General features: G+C 68.6%; 15 protein-coding genes. 12 read left to right on the top strand and 3 right to left on the bottom strand.

Features of this window, described 5'->3' with window-relative positions; genetic code table 11:
• Nucleotides 1-6: 6 nt before the first annotated feature.
• Nucleotides 7-441 (bottom strand): metallopeptidase family protein, encoded by a 435-nt coding sequence (locus FLP23_RS00310; RefSeq protein WP_149324040.1) that lies wholly within the window; start codon nucleotides 439-441, stop codon nucleotides 7-9.
• A 43-nt stretch (nucleotides 442-484) separates the two neighbouring features.
• Between FLP23_RS00310 and FLP23_RS00305 the strand changes: the two genes are divergently transcribed.
• The 3 genes from FLP23_RS00305 (at nucleotide 485) to ahcY (ending at nucleotide 3,697) form a co-directional block, all read left to right on the top strand.
• Complete coding sequence (locus FLP23_RS00305) at nucleotides 485-700, top strand: DUF3499 family protein (RefSeq protein WP_149324039.1); 216 nt, start codon at nucleotides 485-487, stop codon at nucleotides 698-700.
• Nucleotides 701-703: 3 nt separating this feature from the next.
• Nucleotides 704-2,125, top strand: a complete 1,422-nt coding sequence (locus tag FLP23_RS00300; protein WP_149324038.1) for a phosphomannomutase/phosphoglucomutase — start codon at nucleotides 704-706, stop codon at nucleotides 2,123-2,125.
• A gap of 93 nt (nucleotides 2,126-2,218) precedes the next feature.
• Complete coding sequence (gene ahcY, locus FLP23_RS00295; RefSeq protein WP_149324037.1) at nucleotides 2,219-3,697, top strand: adenosylhomocysteinase; 1,479 nt, start codon at nucleotides 2,219-2,221, stop codon at nucleotides 3,695-3,697.
• Nucleotides 3,698-3,718: 21 nt separating this feature from the next.
• Here ahcY and FLP23_RS00290 read toward each other — a convergent pair whose 3' ends face one another.
• Complete coding sequence (locus tag FLP23_RS00290) at nucleotides 3,719-4,549, bottom strand: RDD family protein (protein ID WP_149324036.1); 831 nt, start codon at nucleotides 4,547-4,549, stop codon at nucleotides 3,719-3,721.
• Nucleotides 4,550-4,566: 17 nt separating this feature from the next.
• On the opposite strand from FLP23_RS00290, the gene FLP23_RS00285 reads away from it, so the two are divergent.
• The 9 genes from FLP23_RS00285 to FLP23_RS00245 all read left to right on the top strand — a co-directional run bounded on the left by FLP23_RS00285 (nucleotide 4,567) and on the right by FLP23_RS00245 (nucleotide 17,667).
• Nucleotides 4,567-5,562, top strand: a complete 996-nt coding sequence (locus FLP23_RS00285; protein WP_149324035.1) for a stage II sporulation protein M — start codon at nucleotides 4,567-4,569, stop codon at nucleotides 5,560-5,562.
• A 296-nt stretch (nucleotides 5,563-5,858) separates the two neighbouring features.
• A complete protein-coding gene (locus FLP23_RS00280) occupies nucleotides 5,859-13,124 on the top strand; it encodes a PA14 domain-containing protein (protein WP_246140136.1) in 7,266 nt (2,421 codons plus the stop codon).
• On the top strand, nucleotides 13,097-13,873 hold the full coding sequence (locus tag FLP23_RS00275; protein ID WP_149324033.1) for a hypothetical protein: 777 nt from the start codon (nucleotides 13,097-13,099) through the stop codon (nucleotides 13,871-13,873). The genes FLP23_RS00280 and FLP23_RS00275 overlap by 28 nt, the downstream gene beginning before the upstream one ends.
• Nucleotides 13,874-14,303: 430 nt before the next feature.
• Nucleotides 14,304-14,636: a hypothetical protein gene (locus tag FLP23_RS00270; RefSeq protein ID WP_149324032.1), complete on the top strand. Its 333-nt coding sequence runs from the start codon at nucleotides 14,304-14,306 to the stop codon at nucleotides 14,634-14,636.
• A complete protein-coding gene (locus FLP23_RS00265; RefSeq protein ID WP_149324031.1) occupies nucleotides 14,633-15,226 on the top strand; it encodes a hypothetical protein in 594 nt (197 codons plus the stop codon). The genes FLP23_RS00270 and FLP23_RS00265 overlap by 4 nt, the downstream gene beginning before the upstream one ends.
• A gap of 339 nt (nucleotides 15,227-15,565) precedes the next feature.
• Nucleotides 15,566-15,964 carry a hypothetical protein gene (locus FLP23_RS00260; RefSeq protein ID WP_149324030.1) on the top strand — a complete coding sequence of 133 codons (399 nt, stop codon included), beginning with the start codon at nucleotides 15,566-15,568 and terminating at the stop codon, nucleotides 15,962-15,964.
• Nucleotides 15,965-16,013: 49 nt separating this feature from the next.
• Complete coding sequence (locus tag FLP23_RS00255; RefSeq protein ID WP_149324029.1) at nucleotides 16,014-16,253, top strand: hypothetical protein; 240 nt, start codon at nucleotides 16,014-16,016, stop codon at nucleotides 16,251-16,253.
• Entirely contained in the window at nucleotides 16,250-17,266 is a 1,017-nt protein-coding gene (locus tag FLP23_RS00250; protein WP_149324028.1) for an RHS repeat-associated core domain-containing protein, read from the top strand. Before FLP23_RS00255 ends, FLP23_RS00250 begins: the two co-directional genes overlap by 4 nt.
• Complete coding sequence (locus FLP23_RS00245) at nucleotides 17,263-17,667, top strand: hypothetical protein (protein ID WP_149324027.1); 405 nt, start codon at nucleotides 17,263-17,265, stop codon at nucleotides 17,665-17,667. The genes FLP23_RS00250 and FLP23_RS00245 overlap by 4 nt, the downstream gene beginning before the upstream one ends.
• Before the next feature lie 523 nt (nucleotides 17,668-18,190).
• On the opposite strand, the gene FLP23_RS00240 is transcribed toward FLP23_RS00245, so the two are convergent.
• Nucleotides 18,191-19,018 carry an IS3 family transposase gene (locus FLP23_RS00240; RefSeq protein ID WP_425468265.1) on the bottom strand — a complete coding sequence of 276 codons (828 nt, stop codon included), beginning with the start codon at nucleotides 19,016-19,018 and terminating at the stop codon, nucleotides 18,191-18,193.
• Between the last annotated feature and the right edge of the window lie 25 nt (nucleotides 19,019-19,043).

Below are 19,043 nucleotides of genomic sequence, written 5' to 3'. Positions count from 1 at the left end.
CCGGCCTCAGAAGTGGCGGTAGCGCTCCGGCGCGATATCCCAGGGATCCTTGCCGAGCAGTTCGGCGACTGCCCGGAAGACGCAGCTCTCGATGTACGAGCGGCGGTGCCAGTCGTCGTCGCGGTGCAGGTGCACGAGACGCTCGATCGGCACCCGGTACAGCGTCACGCGACGAGCGCGAGGATCCACCTGCCAGCGGTCGACCCCCTCCGGTCCGGCCGTTCCGCGCGGGAACGACGCCACCTCGAAGTGCACCGCCGCGAGCTCCTGCGGCCACAGGGTGCGCAGATACTCCACGGCCGAGGCGACGCACGAGTCGAAGAAGTCGGCGCGCGTGCGCAGCATCGGCAGGTGCGGCCCGGTCACCGCCGAGCGGATGCCGCGTCCGTGCCGGTCGCGGTAGCCGGCCCGCGGCGATGCGCGGCGCGCGGATCGGGGCATGTCGCCAGTCTAGGCCGCGCGGTGCGGCGGTAGGCTCGGCCCGATGAGTGCGCGACCGTGCAGCAAGGTGGCCTGCGGCCGCGAGGCCGTGGCGACCCTGACCTACGACTACACGGATGCGATGGCCGTGCTCGGGCCGCTCGCGGTGCGGCGGGAACCCCACAGCTACGACCTCTGCGCGCAGCACGCCGAGCGCCTCTCGGCCCCGCAGGGCTGGCAGATCGTGCGGCATGTCACGGTGGCTGAACTACAGTCGTAGTCCGTGAGCAACGTTGACCTGAGCGCCTTCGTCAAGGCCTACGATGTCCGCGGCCTCGTGGGCAGCCAGTTGACCCCCGCCGTGGTGGAAGCGCTCGCGGCGGGCTTCGTCGACGAGCTCGGCGCCGCCGGCACCGAGGTGATCGTGGGCCACGACATGCGCGACTCCTCGCCCGAGTTCGCGGAGGCTTTCGCGCGCGGCGCGTCGGCGCGCGGCGCGCACGTCGTGAGCATCGGCCTGTGCTCGACCGACGAGACCTACTTCGCATCCGGCTTCTTCGACGCCCCCGCCGCGATGTTCACCGCGAGCCACAACCCGGCGAGCTACAACGGCATCAAGTTCTCGCGGGCCGGCGCGCAGGGCATCTCCCTCGCGACCGGCCTCGCCGCCATCCGTGACCGTGCCCAGGCCTATCTCGACACGGGCGGCGTGACCCCGGTCGAGGCTGTCGGCACCGTCGCCACCCGCGACGTGCTCGCTGCCTACGCGGCCAAGCTGCGTTCGCTCGTCGACCTCTCCGGGGTCCGGCCCCTCAAGATCGTGGTGGATGCCGGCAACGGGATGGGCGGGCTCACCGTGCCCGCCGTGCTCGGCGAGGCGGCCGGGCTGCCCGCGCTGCCGCTCGAGATCGTGCCGCTCTACTTCGAGCTCGACGGCACCTTCCCGAACCACGAGGCGAACCCGCTCGAGCCGGCGAACCTCGTGGACCTGCAGAAGGCGGTGGTCGCGCACGGCGCCGACCTCGGCCTCGCCTTCGACGGCGACGCGGACCGCTGCTTCGTGGTCGACGAGACCGGCGCCCCGGTGACGCCCAGTGCGGTCGCCGCGATCGTCGCGGTGCGCGAGGTGGCCCGCGTGCGAGCCGCGGGCGAGACCGGCGAGGTGTTCGTGATCCACAACCTCATCACCTCGCGATTCGTCCCCGAGGCGATCGAGGCCGCGGGGGCCACGCCGGTGCGCACCCGCGTGGGTCACTCGCTCATCAAGGACCGCATGCACGAGACCGGTGCGGTCTTCGGCGGCGAGCACTCCGCCCACTACTACTTCCGCGACTTCTGGGGTGCCGACAACGGCATGCTCGCGGCACTGCACCTGCTGGCCGAGTTCGGCGCGCAGGATCAGCCGCTGTCGCGTTTCGCCGCACGGTTCGACCCGTATGCGCTCTCGGGTGAGATCAACTCCACGGTCGAGGACATCCCGGCCGCGTACACGCGCATCGTGGACGCCTTCACCGCGCGCGGCGAGTTCGACGAGCTCGACGGGCTCACGGTGACCGGCGCCCCCGACGCGGGCTTCTGGTGGTTCAACGTGCGCCCCTCCAACACCGAGCCGCTGCTGCGGCTCAACGTGGAGGCCGACACCGCCGAGCGGATGGCCGCCGTCCGCGACGAGGTGCTCGCCCTCATCCGCGCGCTGGAGCTCTGAGCGAAGGCCATTTCTGGCCTTCGCGGCGACGCCAGCGCCGACGCCCGTCTCGGGCGTCGGTCACGCACGCGCCGAGCCTGCGAGAATGGACGCATGAGCATCCCCGCCTCGACCGCCCTCCCCTTCAAGGTCGCCGACCTCTCGCTCGCCGAAGCCGGACGCCACCAGCTGCGCCTCGCCGAGAACGAGATGCCCGGCCTCATGGCTCTGCGCGAGGAGTACGGGGCGTCCCAGCCGCTCGCCGGGGCGCGGATCGCGGGCTCGCTGCACATGACGGTGCAGACCGCGGTGCTCATCGAGACGCTCGTGGCGCTCGGCGCGCAGGTGCGCTGGGCGAGCTGCAACATCTTCTCCACCCAGGACGACGCCGCAGCCGCCGTCGCCGTCGGCCCGAACGGCACGGTCGACGCCCCCGCGGGCGTGCCGGTGTTCGCCTGGAAGGGCGAGACCCTGGAGGAGTACTGGTGGGCGACCACGCAGATCTTCGACTGGTCCGCCGAGGCCGCCGCGGCCGGAGCCGACTGGACCGGCCCCAACCTCATCCTCGACGACGGCGGCGACGCCACCCTGCTCGTGCACACCGGTCGCGAGTACGAGCTCGCGGGCGCGGTGCCCGCAACCCCCGACGACGCGAGCCACGAGTGGAGCGTCGTGCTGGATGTGCTGCGCGCCTCGATCGCGTCCGACCCGCAGCGCTGGACGCGCATCGCGGCCGACATCCAGGGCGTCACGGAGGAGACCACCACCGGCGTGCACCGCCTCTACGAACTGCACCGCGACGGGCGCCTGCTGTTCCCGGCGATCAACGTCAACGACTCGGTCACCAAGTCGAAGTTCGACAACAAGTACGGCATCCGTCATTCCCTGCCCGACGGCCTGAACCGCGCCACCGACGTGCTGATCGGCGGCAAGGTCGCGTTCGTGGCCGGCTACGGCGACGTCGGCAAGGGCGCGGCGGAGGCGCTGCGTGGCCAGGGCGCCCGCGTGATCGTGAGCGAGATCGACCCCATCAACGCCCTGCAGGCGGCGATGGACGGATACCAGGTCGCCCGCCTGGAGAGCGTCATCGACCAGGTCGACCTGCTGGTCACCGGCACCGGCAACAAGAACGTCGTGACCGTCGAGCACCTGTTGGGGCTCAAGCACCAGGCGATCGTCGCCAACGTGGGTCACTTCGACAACGAGATCGACATGGCGGGCCTCGAGGCCCTCGCGGGTGCGGTCAAGGTCGAGATCAAGCCGCAGGTGCACGAGTGGCGGCTGCCGAACGGCCGCAGCGTGCTCGTGCTCTCCGAGGGGCGGCTCATGAACCTCGGCAACGCCACCGGACATCCGAGCTTCGTGATGAGCAACTCGTTCTCGAACCAGGTGCTCGCCCAGCTCGAGCTGTGGGTCAACCGGGCCGCCTACGAGACGCGCGTGTACGTGCTGCCGAAGGTGCTCGACGAGAAGGTGGCGCGCCTGCATCTTGCGGCGCTCGGTGTGGAGCTCACGGTGCTCACCCCCGAGCAGGCGGACTACATCGGCGTGCCGGTGGAGGGCCCCTACAAGGTGGACCACTACCGCTACTGAGCGGTTCGCCGGTTCGCCGGTTCAGCCGCGCAGCTGCGGTTCCAGCTGGGCGAGGCGCTCGGCCTCGAGGTGCAGGGCGCGCGCCTCACGGTCGCGTCGCGCGACGGTGACGCCCGCGAGGAACAGCTCCGGCTCGACGGACGGCAGCGGCGCGACGAACTGCGAGGCCTCGAAGGCGAGCTGCTGCGCGAGGTAGCCGCGGCGCGCGGGGTCGAGTTCGCGGGCGGATGCCAGGAAGCTCGCGATGCGCCGGGCGAGCGGATCCGGCATCCGCGCGACGTCGGCGACGCCCGCCCAGCCGAGCAGTTCGAGCGGCATCCCGAAGATCGGGGTCGCCACGTGCGGGGCCCGCTCGTACTGGGCGTAGGTGCCGGCGAGGTGGTCGCCGAGGCGCTTCGAGCGCGGGGAGAGCAGCCCCACGAGGGCGGCCAGCCCGCCGAGCGTGAAAAGGAAGTCGATCACCCCGGCGAGCGCGCGGATGGCGGCGTGCCGGAAGCCGGCCGCGCCGCCGTCGTCGCGCACGATGCGTGCACCGACGGCGAGCCGACCGAGGGACTTGCCGCGGCTGAGGGTCTCGACGAGGCACGGCAGCACCACGAAGGCTCCGACGAGGCTCACGATCACGAAGACGGAGCCCCACGCGCCTTCGAGGCCCGCCCAGGCGGAGGGGACGAAGAAGGCGAACAGCAGCCCGATGAAGGCGAGCGCGGAGACCGCCACGTCGATGGCGGCACCGCCGGCGCGCAGGGCGAAGCTCGCGGGCCGCAGGTCGAGCGCGACCGCCTCGCCGGTGAGGAGCGCGTCGGATTCCGCGAGGGTGTCGATCCAGTCCGCGTCGGGCTCCGCCGCCATGGGTATCATCCAAGCAGATGGACCTCGATGCCTACGCCGCCGCCCACGGTGCGGAGTGGGATCGACTCGCCCTGCTCGCGCGGAATCGGCGTCCGTCGGGCCCCGAGGCCGATGAGCTCATCGACCGATATCAGACGGGGGCGTCGCAGCTCGCGACGATCCGGTCGACCGTCGGCGGGTCGGCACAGGGCGAGCATCTTTCTCTCGCGCTCTGGCGGGCGCGACTGCTGTTCACCGGCGTGCGCCGCAATCCGCTGCGCGCACTCACCGTGTTCGCCGGCGTCCAGCTGCCCGCGGCACTGTACCGGGTGCGCTGGCTCACGCTCGCCGTCGCGTTCGCGACTGCGGTGATCGCCTCCGCCTACTTCGTCTGGCTGACGAGCGACCCGCGCGCGTTCGCCACGCTTGGGATGCCGTCCGACTTGCGGGCGTATGCCGAGCGCGACTTCGTGGGCTACTACTCGGCGAGCTCCGAGGCGGGGTTCGCGGCCCAGGTGTGGACCAACAACGCCTGGATCGCCGCCCAGTGCATCGTGTTCGGCATCCTCGGCATCTGGGTGCCGATGGTGGTGTTCTCGAATGCGCAGAGCCTCGGCATCTCGGCGGCCGTCATGAACCACTACGACCGGCTCGACCAGTTCTTCCTCTACATCTCGCCGCACGGGCAGCTCGAGCTGTATGCCGTGTTCCTGGCCGCGGCCGCGGGGCTCATGATCGCGTGGTCGTGGATCGCCCCCGGAGCCCGCACGCGCGCGCAAGCGCTCGCCCAGGATGGCCGCGCCTTCTTCACAGTCGTCGTGGGGCTCGCGGTCGCGCTGCTGGTGTCGGGCATCATCGAGGGCTTCGTGACTCGGCAGGACTGGCCGTGGCCGCTCAAGATCGGCATCGGCACGGCGGCCCTCGCCGCCTTCCTCGTCTACCAGTGGGTGCTCGGCCGTCGCGCGGCGCTCGCGGGCGAGACGGGCGACCTCGAGGAGTTCGAGACCGGCGCGCGCCGCATCGTCTCGGTGTAGCCGGAAGGCCGCCCGAGGTGATCGAGGAGCGCCCGCGCGGCGCGCACCACTCCAGGTGATCGAGGTGCGCCCGCGTCGCGGACGCGTCTCGAGATCACCGCTGTACCCCCGGAATTGGGGGCAGACTGGGCTGTTGATCCATCCTCAGTGGTCTAGACGCGAGAACCGGAGTTTCGCTAGTTTCCTGGCTATCGCGATGCTCCTCGTCGCGAGCCTTGCTGGTTCGTCGATGGGGTCTGACGTTGTCTCTTTTGCCGTTCGCGCGTCGCGCTGGGGTGTCGTTCGGGTTGTCTGCCGTGTTGGTGGCGGCGACGCTGTCGCCCGTGGCGGCGAAGGCGTTGCCGGTGGATCCGGGGTTGGTGTTGTCGGCACCGGTCTCGACGGCCGCGCCGGTGCCGGTGTCGACGATTCCGCTCGGCGAGTTCGAGCCGGAGTCGTCGCGGGTTCGCACGGATTTCGCGCAGCTGTTCGCCCCGGTGCAGCAGCGGACGGAGCTGCCAAAGCTGTCGGAGCTCGATCTGGATGCGCTCGAGGTGGTGGGGCGCGATGAGTTCTCGACGAGCTACAAGGTGCCGGGGGCGCCGCGGTTGGCGTTGGTGAGCCAGACGCCGGTGAACGTGTTCCGGGGTGGCGTGTGGGTTCCGTCGGATCCGACGGTGCGGTCGGTCGAGGGCGGGTGGGCTGACGAGGATCATCCTCTGGCGCCGGTGTTCGCGCGTCGGTCCGGTGGCGAGGTGGCGACGGTGCGTTACGGGGATGCGTCGCTGAGTTGGCGGTTGTTGGGGGCTGCGGATGTGGCGGGGTCGTTGGCGCGGTACCGGGATGGCGGGCAGGGGCCGGTACGGTTCCGGGGCGTGTTCGACGGGGTCGACCTGGAGTACGAGGTGGATGCCTCGAGTGTGAAGGAGTCGCTGGTGTTGGCGGGGCCGCCGAAGGAGGCGCCGGTGTTCCGGTGGCTGCTGTCGGCTCCGGGGTTGGTGGTGCGGTCGGATGGTGCCGGTGGTTTCGAGGCGGTCGATGCGGCCGGTGCGGTGCGGTTCTCGATCCCCACGCCGGTGATGTGGGATTCCTCTGGCGAGTTCGGGGTGCGTGAGCCGGAGTCGGCGCCGGTCGCGGCGTCGGTCGAGCCGCAGGGCGACGACTGGGTGCTGACGTTGCGACCCGACCCGGCGTGGTTGGCGGATGGGTCGCGGGTGTTCCCGGTGACGGTGGATCCGTCGACGTTCCCTGGCCCGTCGGGGCAGAAGTCGTTCAAGTCGGATGGGGTGGTGCAAAGCGGCGCCACCTGGTTCGGGAACCCGTGGCAGGCGAATCACGCGCTCTATTGGCGCGGGTTCGCGCAGTACCCGTTGTCGAGCATCGCGGGCAACTATGTGTGGAGTGCGGTGCTGGGGATGGCGTACACGACGGGCACGGCGAGCTGCCAGGTGGGGTATGTGGGTTCGGGGTCGAGCAGTCCGAGCTCCGTGGCCAGCTACGGCGGTGACATCTCGTCGTTCGGTCTCTGCAACGGGAGTGCGGCGGCGAGCGAGGGCTTCGTCGACGACCTGGATGTGACGGTTGCGGGCTGGGTGCGCAACGGTCAGTACTCGAACTGGTTGGGGTTCCGCAGCGCTTCGGAGGCGAACACCGGCTACAGCTACAAGGGTGTGTACACCGAGTTGGGCATCTGGTATGCGAGTTACCCGTCGGTGACGGGGGTGACGGGGGCGACGCCGGTGGCCGGGCAGGTGGGGCCGCGGGCGCCGAGGATGCAGGCCACCGGCAGCACCGATTCCGGCACGGCGCTCAGCTACAGGTACGAGTTCGAGGAGATCGTGGGCGGCGGCACGGGAACGGTGAACACGAACGGTGCCCCCGTGTTCTCGAACCTCGCCTACGACACCGGTTGGACGAACGCGGGCGAGTTCCGGGTGCCGTCGAACGTGTTGAAGCCGAACACGGCGTACCGGTACCGGGTGACGGTGCGCGACGGCAACGACGGGTACTTGGGCAACAACACGCAACGCACCGCGACGAACCCGTCCTGGTATTTCGTGACGAACGACACCCCGGTGATCGGCCAGTCGGGGACCGCCCCTGCGGAGGGGGAGGTGGTGACCACCACGACGCCAGAGTTCTCGGTGCCGTACGTGGCGGATCCGGATGATGCGGATCCGGTGCGGTACAAGTTCGTGGTGGCGACCGGCGCTGACGGTCGCGCGGGTGCGGTGGTCACCTCGGGGTGGTTGACGCCGTCGTCCACGACCCCGGGTGCCGCGGTGACGTGGACCCCGGTGGAGGGGTCGTTGCTGGATGGTGGCTCGTATACCTGGCGGGTGTGGGCCGACGACGGCTCCGATGAGGCGGAGCAGGCGTGGGTGGGACGTTTCCGGGTGGACCGGCGTCTGGGCACCTCGGGTCCGTCGCCTCTCGACAGCGCGGGGCCGGCGACGGTGAACCTCACCAACGGCAACCTGGCACTCAGCTTCGCCTCGCCGACGGTGTCGACCCTCGGGGGGCCGATGGGGCTTGGGTTCTCCTACAACTCGCAGGCCGACCCGAACGCCAACCGGGGGCTGGTGGGTTCGTACTTCGACGCGTTGAACCAGGGGCAGACCTCCACCACGGTGTTCGACTTCGCCGGCCGCACGCCGGTGCTCACCCAGACCAACCCGATGGTCAGCTTCATCGGGGCGGACCCGGTGGCGCCCGCGGTGCCGGCGGACTACTGGCTGGTCCGCTGGGAGGGATTCGTGACGGTGCCGACCGCCGGCAGCTACACCTTCGGGGTGGTGCGCAACGACGGCGCACGTGTCGTGCTGAACGGCAGCACCACGGTGCTGGACAAGTGGACGAGCACCGGCACGAGCGTCGTCACCGACTGGGGTGCCGCCGCGACCCTGCCGGCGGCGGCGACCCCGATCAGGGTGGAGTACTTCGACACGACCGGCGACGCACGGATCGAGCTGTGGGTGAAGGGTCCGGGGATCGATGCGGCCGGCATCCCGGTGCAGGCGGACTGGCTGACCAAGAAGGTGCAGTATCTGCCGGGCGGGTGGTCGGGGTCCGGCCCGATCAGCGGCGCGGGTGGCTTCTATACGCTCGCGACCAAGACGGGCACCTCGGTGACGCTGACGGATGTGACCGGCTCGGTGCACAGCTATGCGGCGAAGTCCGGCGGCGGTTACACCGCCCCGCCCGGCGAGTACGGGGTGCTCGCTCTCGACGGTGCGGGGCAGGTGACGTTGGACGAGGGCGGCACCGTGTACCAGTTCGACGCTGCAGGGAAGGTGTCTTCGGTGACCACCCCGCAGGATGCGAAGAAGCCCGCTACCCCGCAGGTGGCCTACCGCGGCCTGGCGGGGGTGCCGGATCTGATCGCCGACTCGGTGGCCGGCGGCACCACCCGGAAGGTGCAGTTCGTGTACGGCGGCGACAACGTCGCCACCACCGCCCTCGGGCTGGGGGTGGCCGACGGCGACATGTCGGGGGGCGCCTGCCCGATCCCGGCCGAGTCCGGTTACAGCACCCCACCTGCCGGGTTCCTGTGCCGGATCGTGTATCCCGGGCATGTGGTCGGCGGGGTCGCGGGTGTGGACGACACGACGCGGTTGTTCTACAACGCTGCTGGGCAGCTGGTGTCGATCGTGGATCCGGGCGGTGAGCAGGTGGTGTTCGGGTACACCGACGGGGTGCTGACCCGCATCTGGGATCCGCTGGTGAACGACTGGCGCAAGGCGGTCGACCCCGCCCGGCCCGCGACCGACCTCAACGCCACCGTCATCGAGTACGCGAGCGGCAAGGTCAGCGCTGTCATCTCCCCGGCCCCGGACGGCGTCACCGCCGGGCTGCGCCCGAAGAAGACATTCGGCTACGGTTCCGGCACCACCACGGTCGACATCGACGGGCTGAACCTGTCGGGAGCCCCGTCGGGCGCCCACGCCGGCACGGTCAGTTACGACTCCGGGTGGCGTGCCACCTCCTCCACGAGCCCGCTCGGGCTCACCTCCAAGCAGGTGTGGAGTACGAAGGATCAGCTGCTGTCGTCCACCGACGCGTGGGGTCGCACCTCCACCACCATCTACGACCCGTTCACCGACCTGCCCACCGACCGTTACGGTCCCGCCCCGACGGCCTGCTTCGGCCCAGAGCGCACCCCGTTGGCGTCCTGTCCGATCCTGGTGGCGCACACCCACACCGACTACGACCAGGGCATGCAGGGACTCCAGGTGGCGTACTTCGCCACCAACAACTTCTCCGGCCGGCCGGTGGACTTCAGCGCTGGCCTGGTCGGCGGAACCGGCACCCTCGGCTCCCGCCACTGGGCCGGCGGCTCACCCACCACCAGTGTCCCGGCGGACAACTTCTCGCTGCGCATGAACGGCACCATCAGCTTCCCCACCGCCGGCGACTACCAGTTCCGCACCACCCTCGACGACGGCGGACGCCTGTTCTTGGGCGACGAACTCCTGCTGTCGGACCCCGCCGATGACGGCGTCGTCTCCACGAAGGTCGGGCCGGTCATCACCGGCATAACCGCAGGGGAGCGGCGGCACATTCGGGTGGACTTCATCGAGATCGCCGGCGGCGCGAACCTGAACCTGCAATGGTCGATCAACGGGGCTGCGTTCACGGATGTGCCCGACAGTGCCCTCACCCCCGACTACGGCCTCGCCACCACGAGCACCGTCGACGACGCCGTCCCCACCGGCTCCGGTCTGCCGAGCAACGTGGTGACCCCGCTCACCACGACCACCGGCTACGGCACCCGCCCCTGGCTCGGGCAGCCGAAGACCAGCTCGATCGACCCGGCCGGGCTGAACCTCACCACCACCATCAGCTACGAAGGCCCCACGACGGCCGCGAACTCGTGGTTGCGGCGCCTCACCCGCACCATGCCCTCCGGAGGGGGCGCCTCGACGACCTCCTCGTACTACAACGACACCGAGCAGCTCGGCACCGCCCGCTGCGGGTTGCCGGCGACGACGCCGCAGTTCGGGGCGTTGAAGCAGACCACGGGTCCGGCGCCGGCGTCGGTGTCCACGCAGTACGCGTATGACCTGTTCGGGCGTGCGGTCGGGTCGATCACGTCGGGCGATGCGGCATGGTCGTGTGTGAGCTACGACCTGCGCGGCCGGGTCACCCAGACCCGGCTGGCCCCGGGCACCGGTCAGGCGCGCACGGTGGACTTCGATTATGCGGCCGGTGGGGATCCGTTGAAGGCGACCGTGCACGATCCGGCGGGCACCATCACGACCGAGATCGACCTGTTGGGGCGGGTGGTGAGGTACACGGACGTGTGGGGCACGGTCACCGTTCCCGCTTTCGAGGTGAAGACGGGTCGGTTGTTGTCGACCTCCACCACCCCGGCAGCGGGTGCCGCGATCGTGCAGGCATACACCTACGACGCCGATGGGAAGGTGCAGGCCGTCACCGTTGGCGGGGTGCTGGTGGCGGACCCCGTCTATGCGAGCGACCAGCTGTTGTCGTCGGTGGTGTACGGGGAGGGCGGATCAGCCTCCGGCGCGGCCTTGTCCGGTATCACCCGCGATCAGACGGGTGCGACGTCGGGGGTGTCGTGGGCGTTCCCGGGTGGCACGGTCACCCATCCGGCATCCACCATCGCCTCGTATGGGTTCGAGACTGGGGGGAGCACGGAGGGGTGGGTGCCGGTGTCGCCGTCGACGTCGACCCAGGTGACGGATGCGACTCAGGCGCATGCCTCCACGGGGTTCCTGCATCCGAACCGGTCGGGCACCGGCACGATCCAGACTTCTCGCACGGTGACCGGTCTCACTCCGGGTCGCAGCTACACGGTCGCTGGGTGGTGGACGGTGAACTCGGCTCTGGGTGCTTCGACCGGCTCGGTGGGGGTGACCGGTGTGGGTGCGTCGACCCCGGTGTCGGCGGCGGGGGTGGGGGTGTGGAAGCAGTTGTCCTACACCTTCACCGCAACCGGCACCTCGCACGAGCTCACCTTGACCGCGACCCGCACCGTGTCGGGGGTGTTGATGGGGTGGGATGACGTCACCGTCACCCAGGACGCCTGGACGGAGTCGGGTGCCACGAGCACGGTGTCGGATGAGGTGGTGAGGTCGCAGTCGGGTCGCATCATCCGGGACACCCTCACCGACGGGGCGACGGTGGAGTCCTCCACCTACCGCTTCGACGGGGCGGGCCGTTTGGTGCATGCGTCGATCCCGAGGCATGAGCTGGAGTACGGGTTCGGCACCGGAGCGTGTGGCAGTGCGGGTGCGGGGAGGAACGGCAACCGCACCTCCTACACGGATATCCAGGATGGTGGGGCCCCGACGGTGGTGGGGTACTGCTACGACACCGCGGATCGGCTCACCGGCACGACGGTGACGGGGGCGCCTGCGGGTGCGAACCCGGTCGGGGGCGGGAGTCTCACCGTGACGGAGCCGGGTGCGTCGCTGGTCTACGACACCCACGGCAACACGACCCGCCTGGCGGATCAGACCCTCACCTACGACATCGCCAACCGGCACACCAGCACCACGGTGGGTGGCACGACGGTGGAGTATCTGCGGGATGCGACGGATCGGGTCGTGCAACGCACCGTGAAGACGGGCCCCACGGATCCGTCCCCGGAGGTGACGAAGTACCTGTATGCGGGGGCAGGAGACGCCCCGTGGGCGGTCACCACGGGTGCTGGGTTCGAAGCGACCATCGGTCTGCCCGGTGGTGTCACCGTTCGGGTGAATGCCGCTTCCGCGGTGGTGGGGTGGGCGTTCCCGAACCTGCACGGGGATGTGATCTTGCAAGCCGACCCCACCGGTGCACGGGTCGGTGCCCGCGCGTCCTATGACCCGTTCGGGCAACCCATCGACCCGGCCACCGGCAGGATCGGCACCACCACCGCCGACGACACCACCCCCGACACCATCCCCGGGGATGCCGACTACGCCTGGGTCGGCGGTGCGAAACGCCTCTACGAACACCAAGGCTCGATCGCCGCGATCGAGATGGGCGCGCGAGTGTTCGTGCCCGGGCTCGGCCGGTTCCTCTCCATCGACCCGATCGAAGGAGGCGTCACCAACGCATACGACTACCCCGCCGACCCCATCAACCGATACGACCTCAGTGGCGCCCGCGACGATGAATGGCGATTGGGAGACGTGCACTGCCGGTGCAACCCCGGTCGCGGCGGGGTGGCCGGCGTCCGGTTGGTTTTTGGTGCACAAACGCAAGCGAATGGAGCTGCCGACGGGCTGGCGAAAGGCGGCCTCGGCTCATCGCAAGCATCCGGTGCAACGCCGGTGCGACTCGGCCAGCAAGGCATTCGCGGCACTACGATCACGGTCAACACGGCCAGGTTCGAGATAAACGGACGGGTGCGAATACCCGATGGAGTTTCGATGACTGCAATCCAAGAAGTGAAGTTTACTAAATATCAGGCCTTCACGCTCCAATTACGCGACTATCAGCAACTCGCGACGGATCAGAACAAGATCCTCGAACTATGGGTCGGTGAGCAGACTCGCCTCTCGGCACCCCTATGGGCGGAAATTGAGGCGGGGAGGATCAGGTTGTGTCTGATCGGGTCGGCGTGCGCGTGACTAGCCGGAGGCAGGCGCGAATCGCGCGTGAGGTCTTTGATGCCACGCACGACTCGCGTGCAGCGAGCGAAGCCATGCTTCGTGCCGTCGAGGCTGCAGCGGAGCGTGCTGTGGAGTACGCCCGTGTCGGGGCTCCGGTGCTGGAAGCGCTCGGACGCGCCGGTGCGTCGGTTCTGCGGGTGAGTGAAGTCGACCCGACGGATGCGACGGCCATCAAAGTCATCCAGGATCACATGGACGTGCTCGTGGAGAACTTTGAACTGGCCGAGGAGGCGATCTACCTTCTCGGCCATGCGCGGGCGCAACCGGCAGGGCGTCGTTGGTTGCTGTACGAGATGTTCCCGTACGTGGATGCGGTGCTTCCCGCTCCCAATCTTGTGGCGCCGGTGCTTCGTGATCTGCGCTACTCGATCGGTGATGCGATGCGAACGAGTCGGGATCCGCAGCTGTTCTCGGGGCTGGTCGAGATCGTTGAGCGTGAGGAACTTGGGGTTGTCCGGCGCGGTTTCGTGGCGGCTCTCGGCGGCCAGCGTGAGCATGCCGCCCACCTGGTCGAGGTGCTCAGACGTCTTCTCCGGGACGACGGCTTGTGGTCGACTGCCGCCCGCGCGGCGGCACGACTCGGCCTGGGCGAGCTGCGCCCGGATATCGAGCAGCGAATCAGCGAAACAACCGGCTGGTCGCGCTCGGATGGCATGTACGCAATCCGCGCCTTTGATCGACAACGCGGGGTAGGGACTGTTGGATAACGGGTGGATCTCACTTGGCTCGACCGAAGACGGCTGCTTCGCACGAGTTGACGTTGAACCGTGCCCGGTTCCCTGCGGCCCAAGGAATTGTGGAGGGGGTGGGAGCGCCCGTTGCGGCGCTGCTCGGCATCGTCTCGGTCTCGACTGGAGCGGTCGCGACCGGCCTTGACTGCGCGACATTCGGGCTCACAGTGTCATGCGGGGTCGGGTTGGTCGCGACCTCGATGGGCTTGGGTGGCTTTGCGGCGCGCGGCATCGGGGTGGCGATGGGCGCTTCGGCGCGAAACACCGAGACTATCGGGATGCTGTTCGATTCCCGTGCGTTGCTCTTGGGTGGTGGCTACTTTGTTGCTGACACTGCACGGGGAGGGAACGGATGAGGCGGATCGTGGTTGTGCCGGGTATCTCACTCATGAGGTATCAACGCGCCTTGGTGATCGTTGCCGCGGCATTGGTCGTGTTCGGATGCGGGACGGGTGTTCTCGTGATGGTGGTCGGCGGTTCGTTTCCGATGCTGACGTCGGCTGCGATCGTGATCACGATCGTGCTCGGCATCGCCACGGTGGGGGTTGGTGCCGCGGGATTGCACCGGCGGGATGTCGAGGCGCGGGCGGGGTACACGACGGCGCCGCACGCGTTCGTCAATCTCGCGACGGTGGATCACCAGACGGGGTTCGTGCTTCGAGAGCCGGGGGAGCCGTTGCTGAGCGATGAGCAGTATCGGCAGCGGCGGGCGGCTGCTGTCAGAGGCGGGGCAACGTGAAGTGGGTGTATCTGGCCCTGGTCGGCGTCGGTGGCGTCGTTCTCGCGGTGGTTGCTGGGTTTGCCGACACCGTGGCGATGCTGGGCCCGAGGTGGAGTGCAGCCCTTTGGGCGGTGGGCCCGACCCTTGCCGGCGTGGCCGTCGTGCTTGCTGCGTTCATCGAGCCGATGCGGCGGCGGGCCGCACGACTTCGGCGTGAGGCGCCGGGAGCGCTCGTGGTGATCTGCCAGCGCACGAGTGATCTCGTGCATGGGCTACCGCGAGTTCGGGGCGCCGACCCGCTCGCGGGACCCCTTCCTGCGTACCTGGTGCTCAAGATTGATGTCGACGTTGAGTTCTGGTCGTCGTCTGCACGGCTTGTGTCGTTCTCGCGCTCCGCTGTGCGCAGTGTCGATGCCGGGTTGCCGGAGACGCGGGAGGTGCCGACCATTGTGCTCGAGGTCGACGCGGCGAGTGGCTTGCCCGCTCTGCTCTCGCTTCCCGTTGGGCGTAGCCGTTGGGAACTCTGGCCAGAGCGGCGCACCCACGAGCTCGAGCGTCTTCGCGCAGAGATCGCGCGCCGGTGCGGAGTGTCGGTGACAGGCGAGTGATATCGCGGGACTACGTGGGTGAAGCGGAGCAGCGGTGGTCGGCTGGGCGTTCCCGAACCTCCACGGGGATGTCATCATCCCAACCGACCCCACGAGAACCGGTGCCCCCGCCTCCTTTGGCCCGTTCGGGCAAACCATCGACCCGACCATCGGGCAGGTCAAGGAGTCACCTCAACCTCCAGCAGTCCCCTCTGCTTCAATATGGATTCTGGGGGCAGGTGTTTCGTATGCCACAGGAAACGCGCCCGTCGGAGGGGGTGGATGTTGGAACCCAATCGAGCGGCTAGCGCCCGGCGGCACGAGCTACGACCCTTGCTGACGGTGGGTGTGGGGGTTGTAGTGTGCCTGTCTCTGTCGGGCTGTCTCGCCGAACGCCCGCCTGCAGGTCATTTGTCGCTGCAGCGCGAGGGCGAAGACATTCGAATCGCATTCTGCGACGCGGTCCAGGTCGACGAGTTGTGGGTCGATCAATGGCAAGACCGACGGCAAGAAGTGTGGGTCGCGAGCCCATTCGTGCGAATCGAGGCGGGCGGAGTTCTGGATCGCGCGACGTTGGGCGATTCGCTTGAGGAGATCGCGGAGTTCGATTTCGACAAGAGCAGATCGATCCTGGTGCAGGTGCTGGATTCGAAGACCTCGCGGGAGGCCGAGTTTCCCTTGGCGAACGGAGTCCCGACGGAAGGATGGCTTCATCCGGATGGAAGCATCACCGATCAGGCGTGCGTGCAGAACCAATGAGTCCGTGGCACCGGACTGATCAGCTGGTGTCGGGCGAGAGGGGGTGGGGGTGTGGAAGCAGTTGTCCTACACCTTCACCGCGACGGGGCCGGGTGCGTCGTTGGTGTATGACGCGCGGGGCAACACGACCCGCCTGGCGGATCAGACTCTCGCCCACGACATCAGCGACCGGTACACGGGCACGGTGTTGGATGCGGGCACGATCATCGAGTATCTGCGGGATGCGGCGGATCGGGTCGTGCAACGCACCGTGAAAGCCGGCCCCACGGGGATCCGTCCCCGGAGGTGACGAAGTACCTGTATGCGGGGGCAGGAGACGCCCCGTGGGCGGTCACCACGGGTGCCGGGTTCGAAGCGACCATCGGTCTGCCCGGTGGTGCCACCGTTCGGGTGAACGCCGCCTCCGCGGTGGTGGGGTGGGCGTTCCCGAACCTGCACGGGGATGTGATCTTGCAAGCCGACCCCACCGGTGCACGGGTCGGTGCCCGCGCCTCCTATGACCCGTTCGGGCAACCCATCGACCCGGCCATCGGCAGGATCGGCACCACCACCGCCGACGACACCACCCCCGGGGATGCGGACTACGCGTGGGTCGGGGGTGCGAAACGCCTCTACGAACACCAAGGCTCGATCGCCGCCATCGAGATGGGCGCCCGCGTGTTCATCCCCAGCCTCGGCCGGTTCCTCTCCATCGACCCCGTCGAAGGAGGCGTCACCAACGCATACGACTACCCCAGCGACCCCATCAACCAGTTCGACCTCAGCGGCAACTGTTCGGGGGATGGAGACGTGGGCTGCAACATCGGCATGAACATCTCCGCGATCTTCGTAGGAATCGGTGACGCGGTTACGTTCTGCCCGCTATGCATGCTTGCCGGTGAGACGAGCTTCACGGGCGTCATCCGCAACGCGATCGGCGGGGAGAGCGCCAAGAACGCGGCATCCGAGATCCAATCGAATGGCTTCTACACGTTCGGTGCGCTCTGGGGCGGAGCCGCAACCGCGCCAGTCGGCGGGGCGATTGGGTCGGCAGCCGGCTATGCGGCGGCCCGCGCATCCGAAACGATCATTGTGCGCGGGATCACCAAACCGGCCGTTACGACGGTGGGGACACTCCTTGCCCGCGGTTCGTTGACCTCGCAGACCTCTACGTTGTTTGCGCGCGGAACAGGACTGCTGAACAAGGGCTACGTCAGGATCGGATGGAACTGGATGGGCACACGAAGCAACGGAACGAATGTGTTCCGCATCGGCATCGGGCCAGCTCGAACTCGCCACATCAACATCGGGATGTACCGATGAAGGCGCTCACGGGAGACGGGATCCGCGGGGAGTTGGTACGCATCGCGCGCGAACTGCCGGACGGTTGGCGATTCAGCACCGGGGCCGATAGTGCCTACGGGTTGGATCGCATGGAGTACGCCGAATTGCTCAACCCGACGGCGCACACGTCGGTGCGGGTCTGGTGGGCACCGCATGAGCTTCGGGTCAGCGCGATCTTGGCGGTGCCGTACGAAGCATCGAGTGAGCTGATCACAGGGTCACTGCACTTGATCGGCGAAGTGGTTTTCGCCCTCTGCTCCGGCCGATATGTTCGCGAGGGCGGAGAGGTCCGTGTCACCACGGAGAAGGGGGCCATCTACCTCAATGAGTGGGTGAACGACCCAGTCGAGATTCCGGGAGACTCGAGCGAGCCCTCGTGAGGCGTGTGGGAGGGGGTGGAGTGGGCGACGGAGAGGGCGGTGGTTGCGCCGCCGCCCGGTATGCGCAGCGTCAGTGGTGGGGTTGGCGTACAGGGGATGTCATCATCCAGGTCGATCCCACCGGGGCGCGCGCCAGTGCCCGCACCGTGTCGAGGCACGCCCAAGTCGTTCGGCGCTCAACACGCTCAGGGGCAGGCGCGACGAGCGGCATGTCGTGGAGTTTCCCGGGTGGCACGGTCACCCATCCGGCATCCACGGTCGCCTCCGACGGGTTCGAGACCACCGGGAGCACGGAGGGGTGGGCACCGGTGTCGCCGTCGACGCTCACCCAGGTGACGGACGCGACCCAGGCGCATGCCTCCACGGGGTTCCTGCATCCGAACCGGTCCGGTACCGGCACGATTCAGACTTCTCGCACGGTGACCGGGTTGACGCCGGGTCGCAGTTACACGGTCGCCGGGTGGTGGACGTTGAACTCGGCTCTGACCTGTCCCCGGTTTCCCGGACGGTTTCTGGTTGTTGATCATGCCGCGTCTTGTGCGGGCTTGTGAAGGTTTTCGAATTGGATCGGGCTGAGGTAGCCGAGCGCGGAGTGGCGTCTGGTGGGGTTGTAGAAGCTCTCGATCCATTCGAAGATCGCCTGTCCGAGTTCGGCGCGAGTGGCCCAGGCTCGCCGGTCGAGGAGCTCGATCTGCATCGAGCCCCAGAACGATTCCATGAGGGCGTTGTCGTAGGTGGAGGCGACTTTCCCCATCGAGCCCATGAGGCCTGCCTCGCGCAGTCTGGACCCGAACAGCCAGGAGGTGAACTGGGTGCCGCGGTCGGAGTGCAGGATCGTGCCAACCGGCTTCCGGCGCCAACGTGCCATGTCGAGCGCGTCGACGATCAGCTCCGTGCGAAGGTGGTCCGCGATCGACCAGCCGACGCAGCGCCTCGAGTAGACGTCGATCACCGCGGCGCAGTAGACCCACCCCTCTGTGGTGCGGTGCTGGGTGATGTCGGTCACCCAGAGCTTGTCGGGCCGGTCAGCGGTGAACACGCGCTGCACGTGGTCCTCGAACACTGCTGGCTGGCGGCCGCCCCCACCCCGCCAGCGGCGCCGGTGGACGCCTTGCAGTCCGGCCTCCCGCATCAGCCGTTCGACGCGCCGACGCGACACGGTCAGATGTCTGCCCAGCGTCAGCTCGGCGTGAACGCGGCGGACTCCGTAGGTTCCCCGAGCTTCCTCGTGAACTCGGCGAATGATCGGGACCAGCTCCCCGTCACGAACCGAGCGCGCCGACGGCGGCCGGCCGAGCCACTCGTAGTAGCCCGACGGCGAGACCTGCAGAATCCGACAGATCACCCTCACACGGAACCTCTTCGGGTTCTGCGCG

This window comes from Protaetiibacter larvae, assembly GCF_008365275.1.
Lineage (GTDB): Bacteria > Actinomycetota > Actinomycetes > Actinomycetales > Microbacteriaceae > Homoserinibacter > Homoserinibacter larvae.
Note: the sequence above shows the minus strand (reverse complement) of the source record. Positions and strands in the feature narration are given on the sequence as shown.

Bases quoted from the DNA above. Each gene is read 5' to 3' on its own strand.
- FLP23_RS00310 (WP_149324040.1), bottom strand. From the start codon at position 441: ATGCCCCGATCCGCGCGCCGCGCATCGCCGCGGGCCGGCTACCGCGAC.
- FLP23_RS00305 (WP_149324039.1), top strand. From the start codon at position 485: ATGAGTGCGCGACCGTGCAGCAAGGTGGCCTGCGGCCGCGAGGCCGTG.
- ahcY (WP_149324037.1), top strand. From the start codon at position 2,219: ATGAGCATCCCCGCCTCGACCGCCCTCCCCTTCAAGGTCGCCGACCTC.
- FLP23_RS00290 (WP_149324036.1), bottom strand. From the start codon at position 4,549: ATGGCGGCGGAGCCCGACGCGGACTGGATCGACACCCTCGCGGAATCC.
- FLP23_RS00285 (WP_149324035.1), top strand. From the start codon at position 4,567: ATGGACCTCGATGCCTACGCCGCCGCCCACGGTGCGGAGTGGGATCGA.
- FLP23_RS00245 (WP_149324027.1), top strand. From the start codon at position 17,263: ATGAAGGCGCTCACGGGAGACGGGATCCGCGGGGAGTTGGTACGCATC.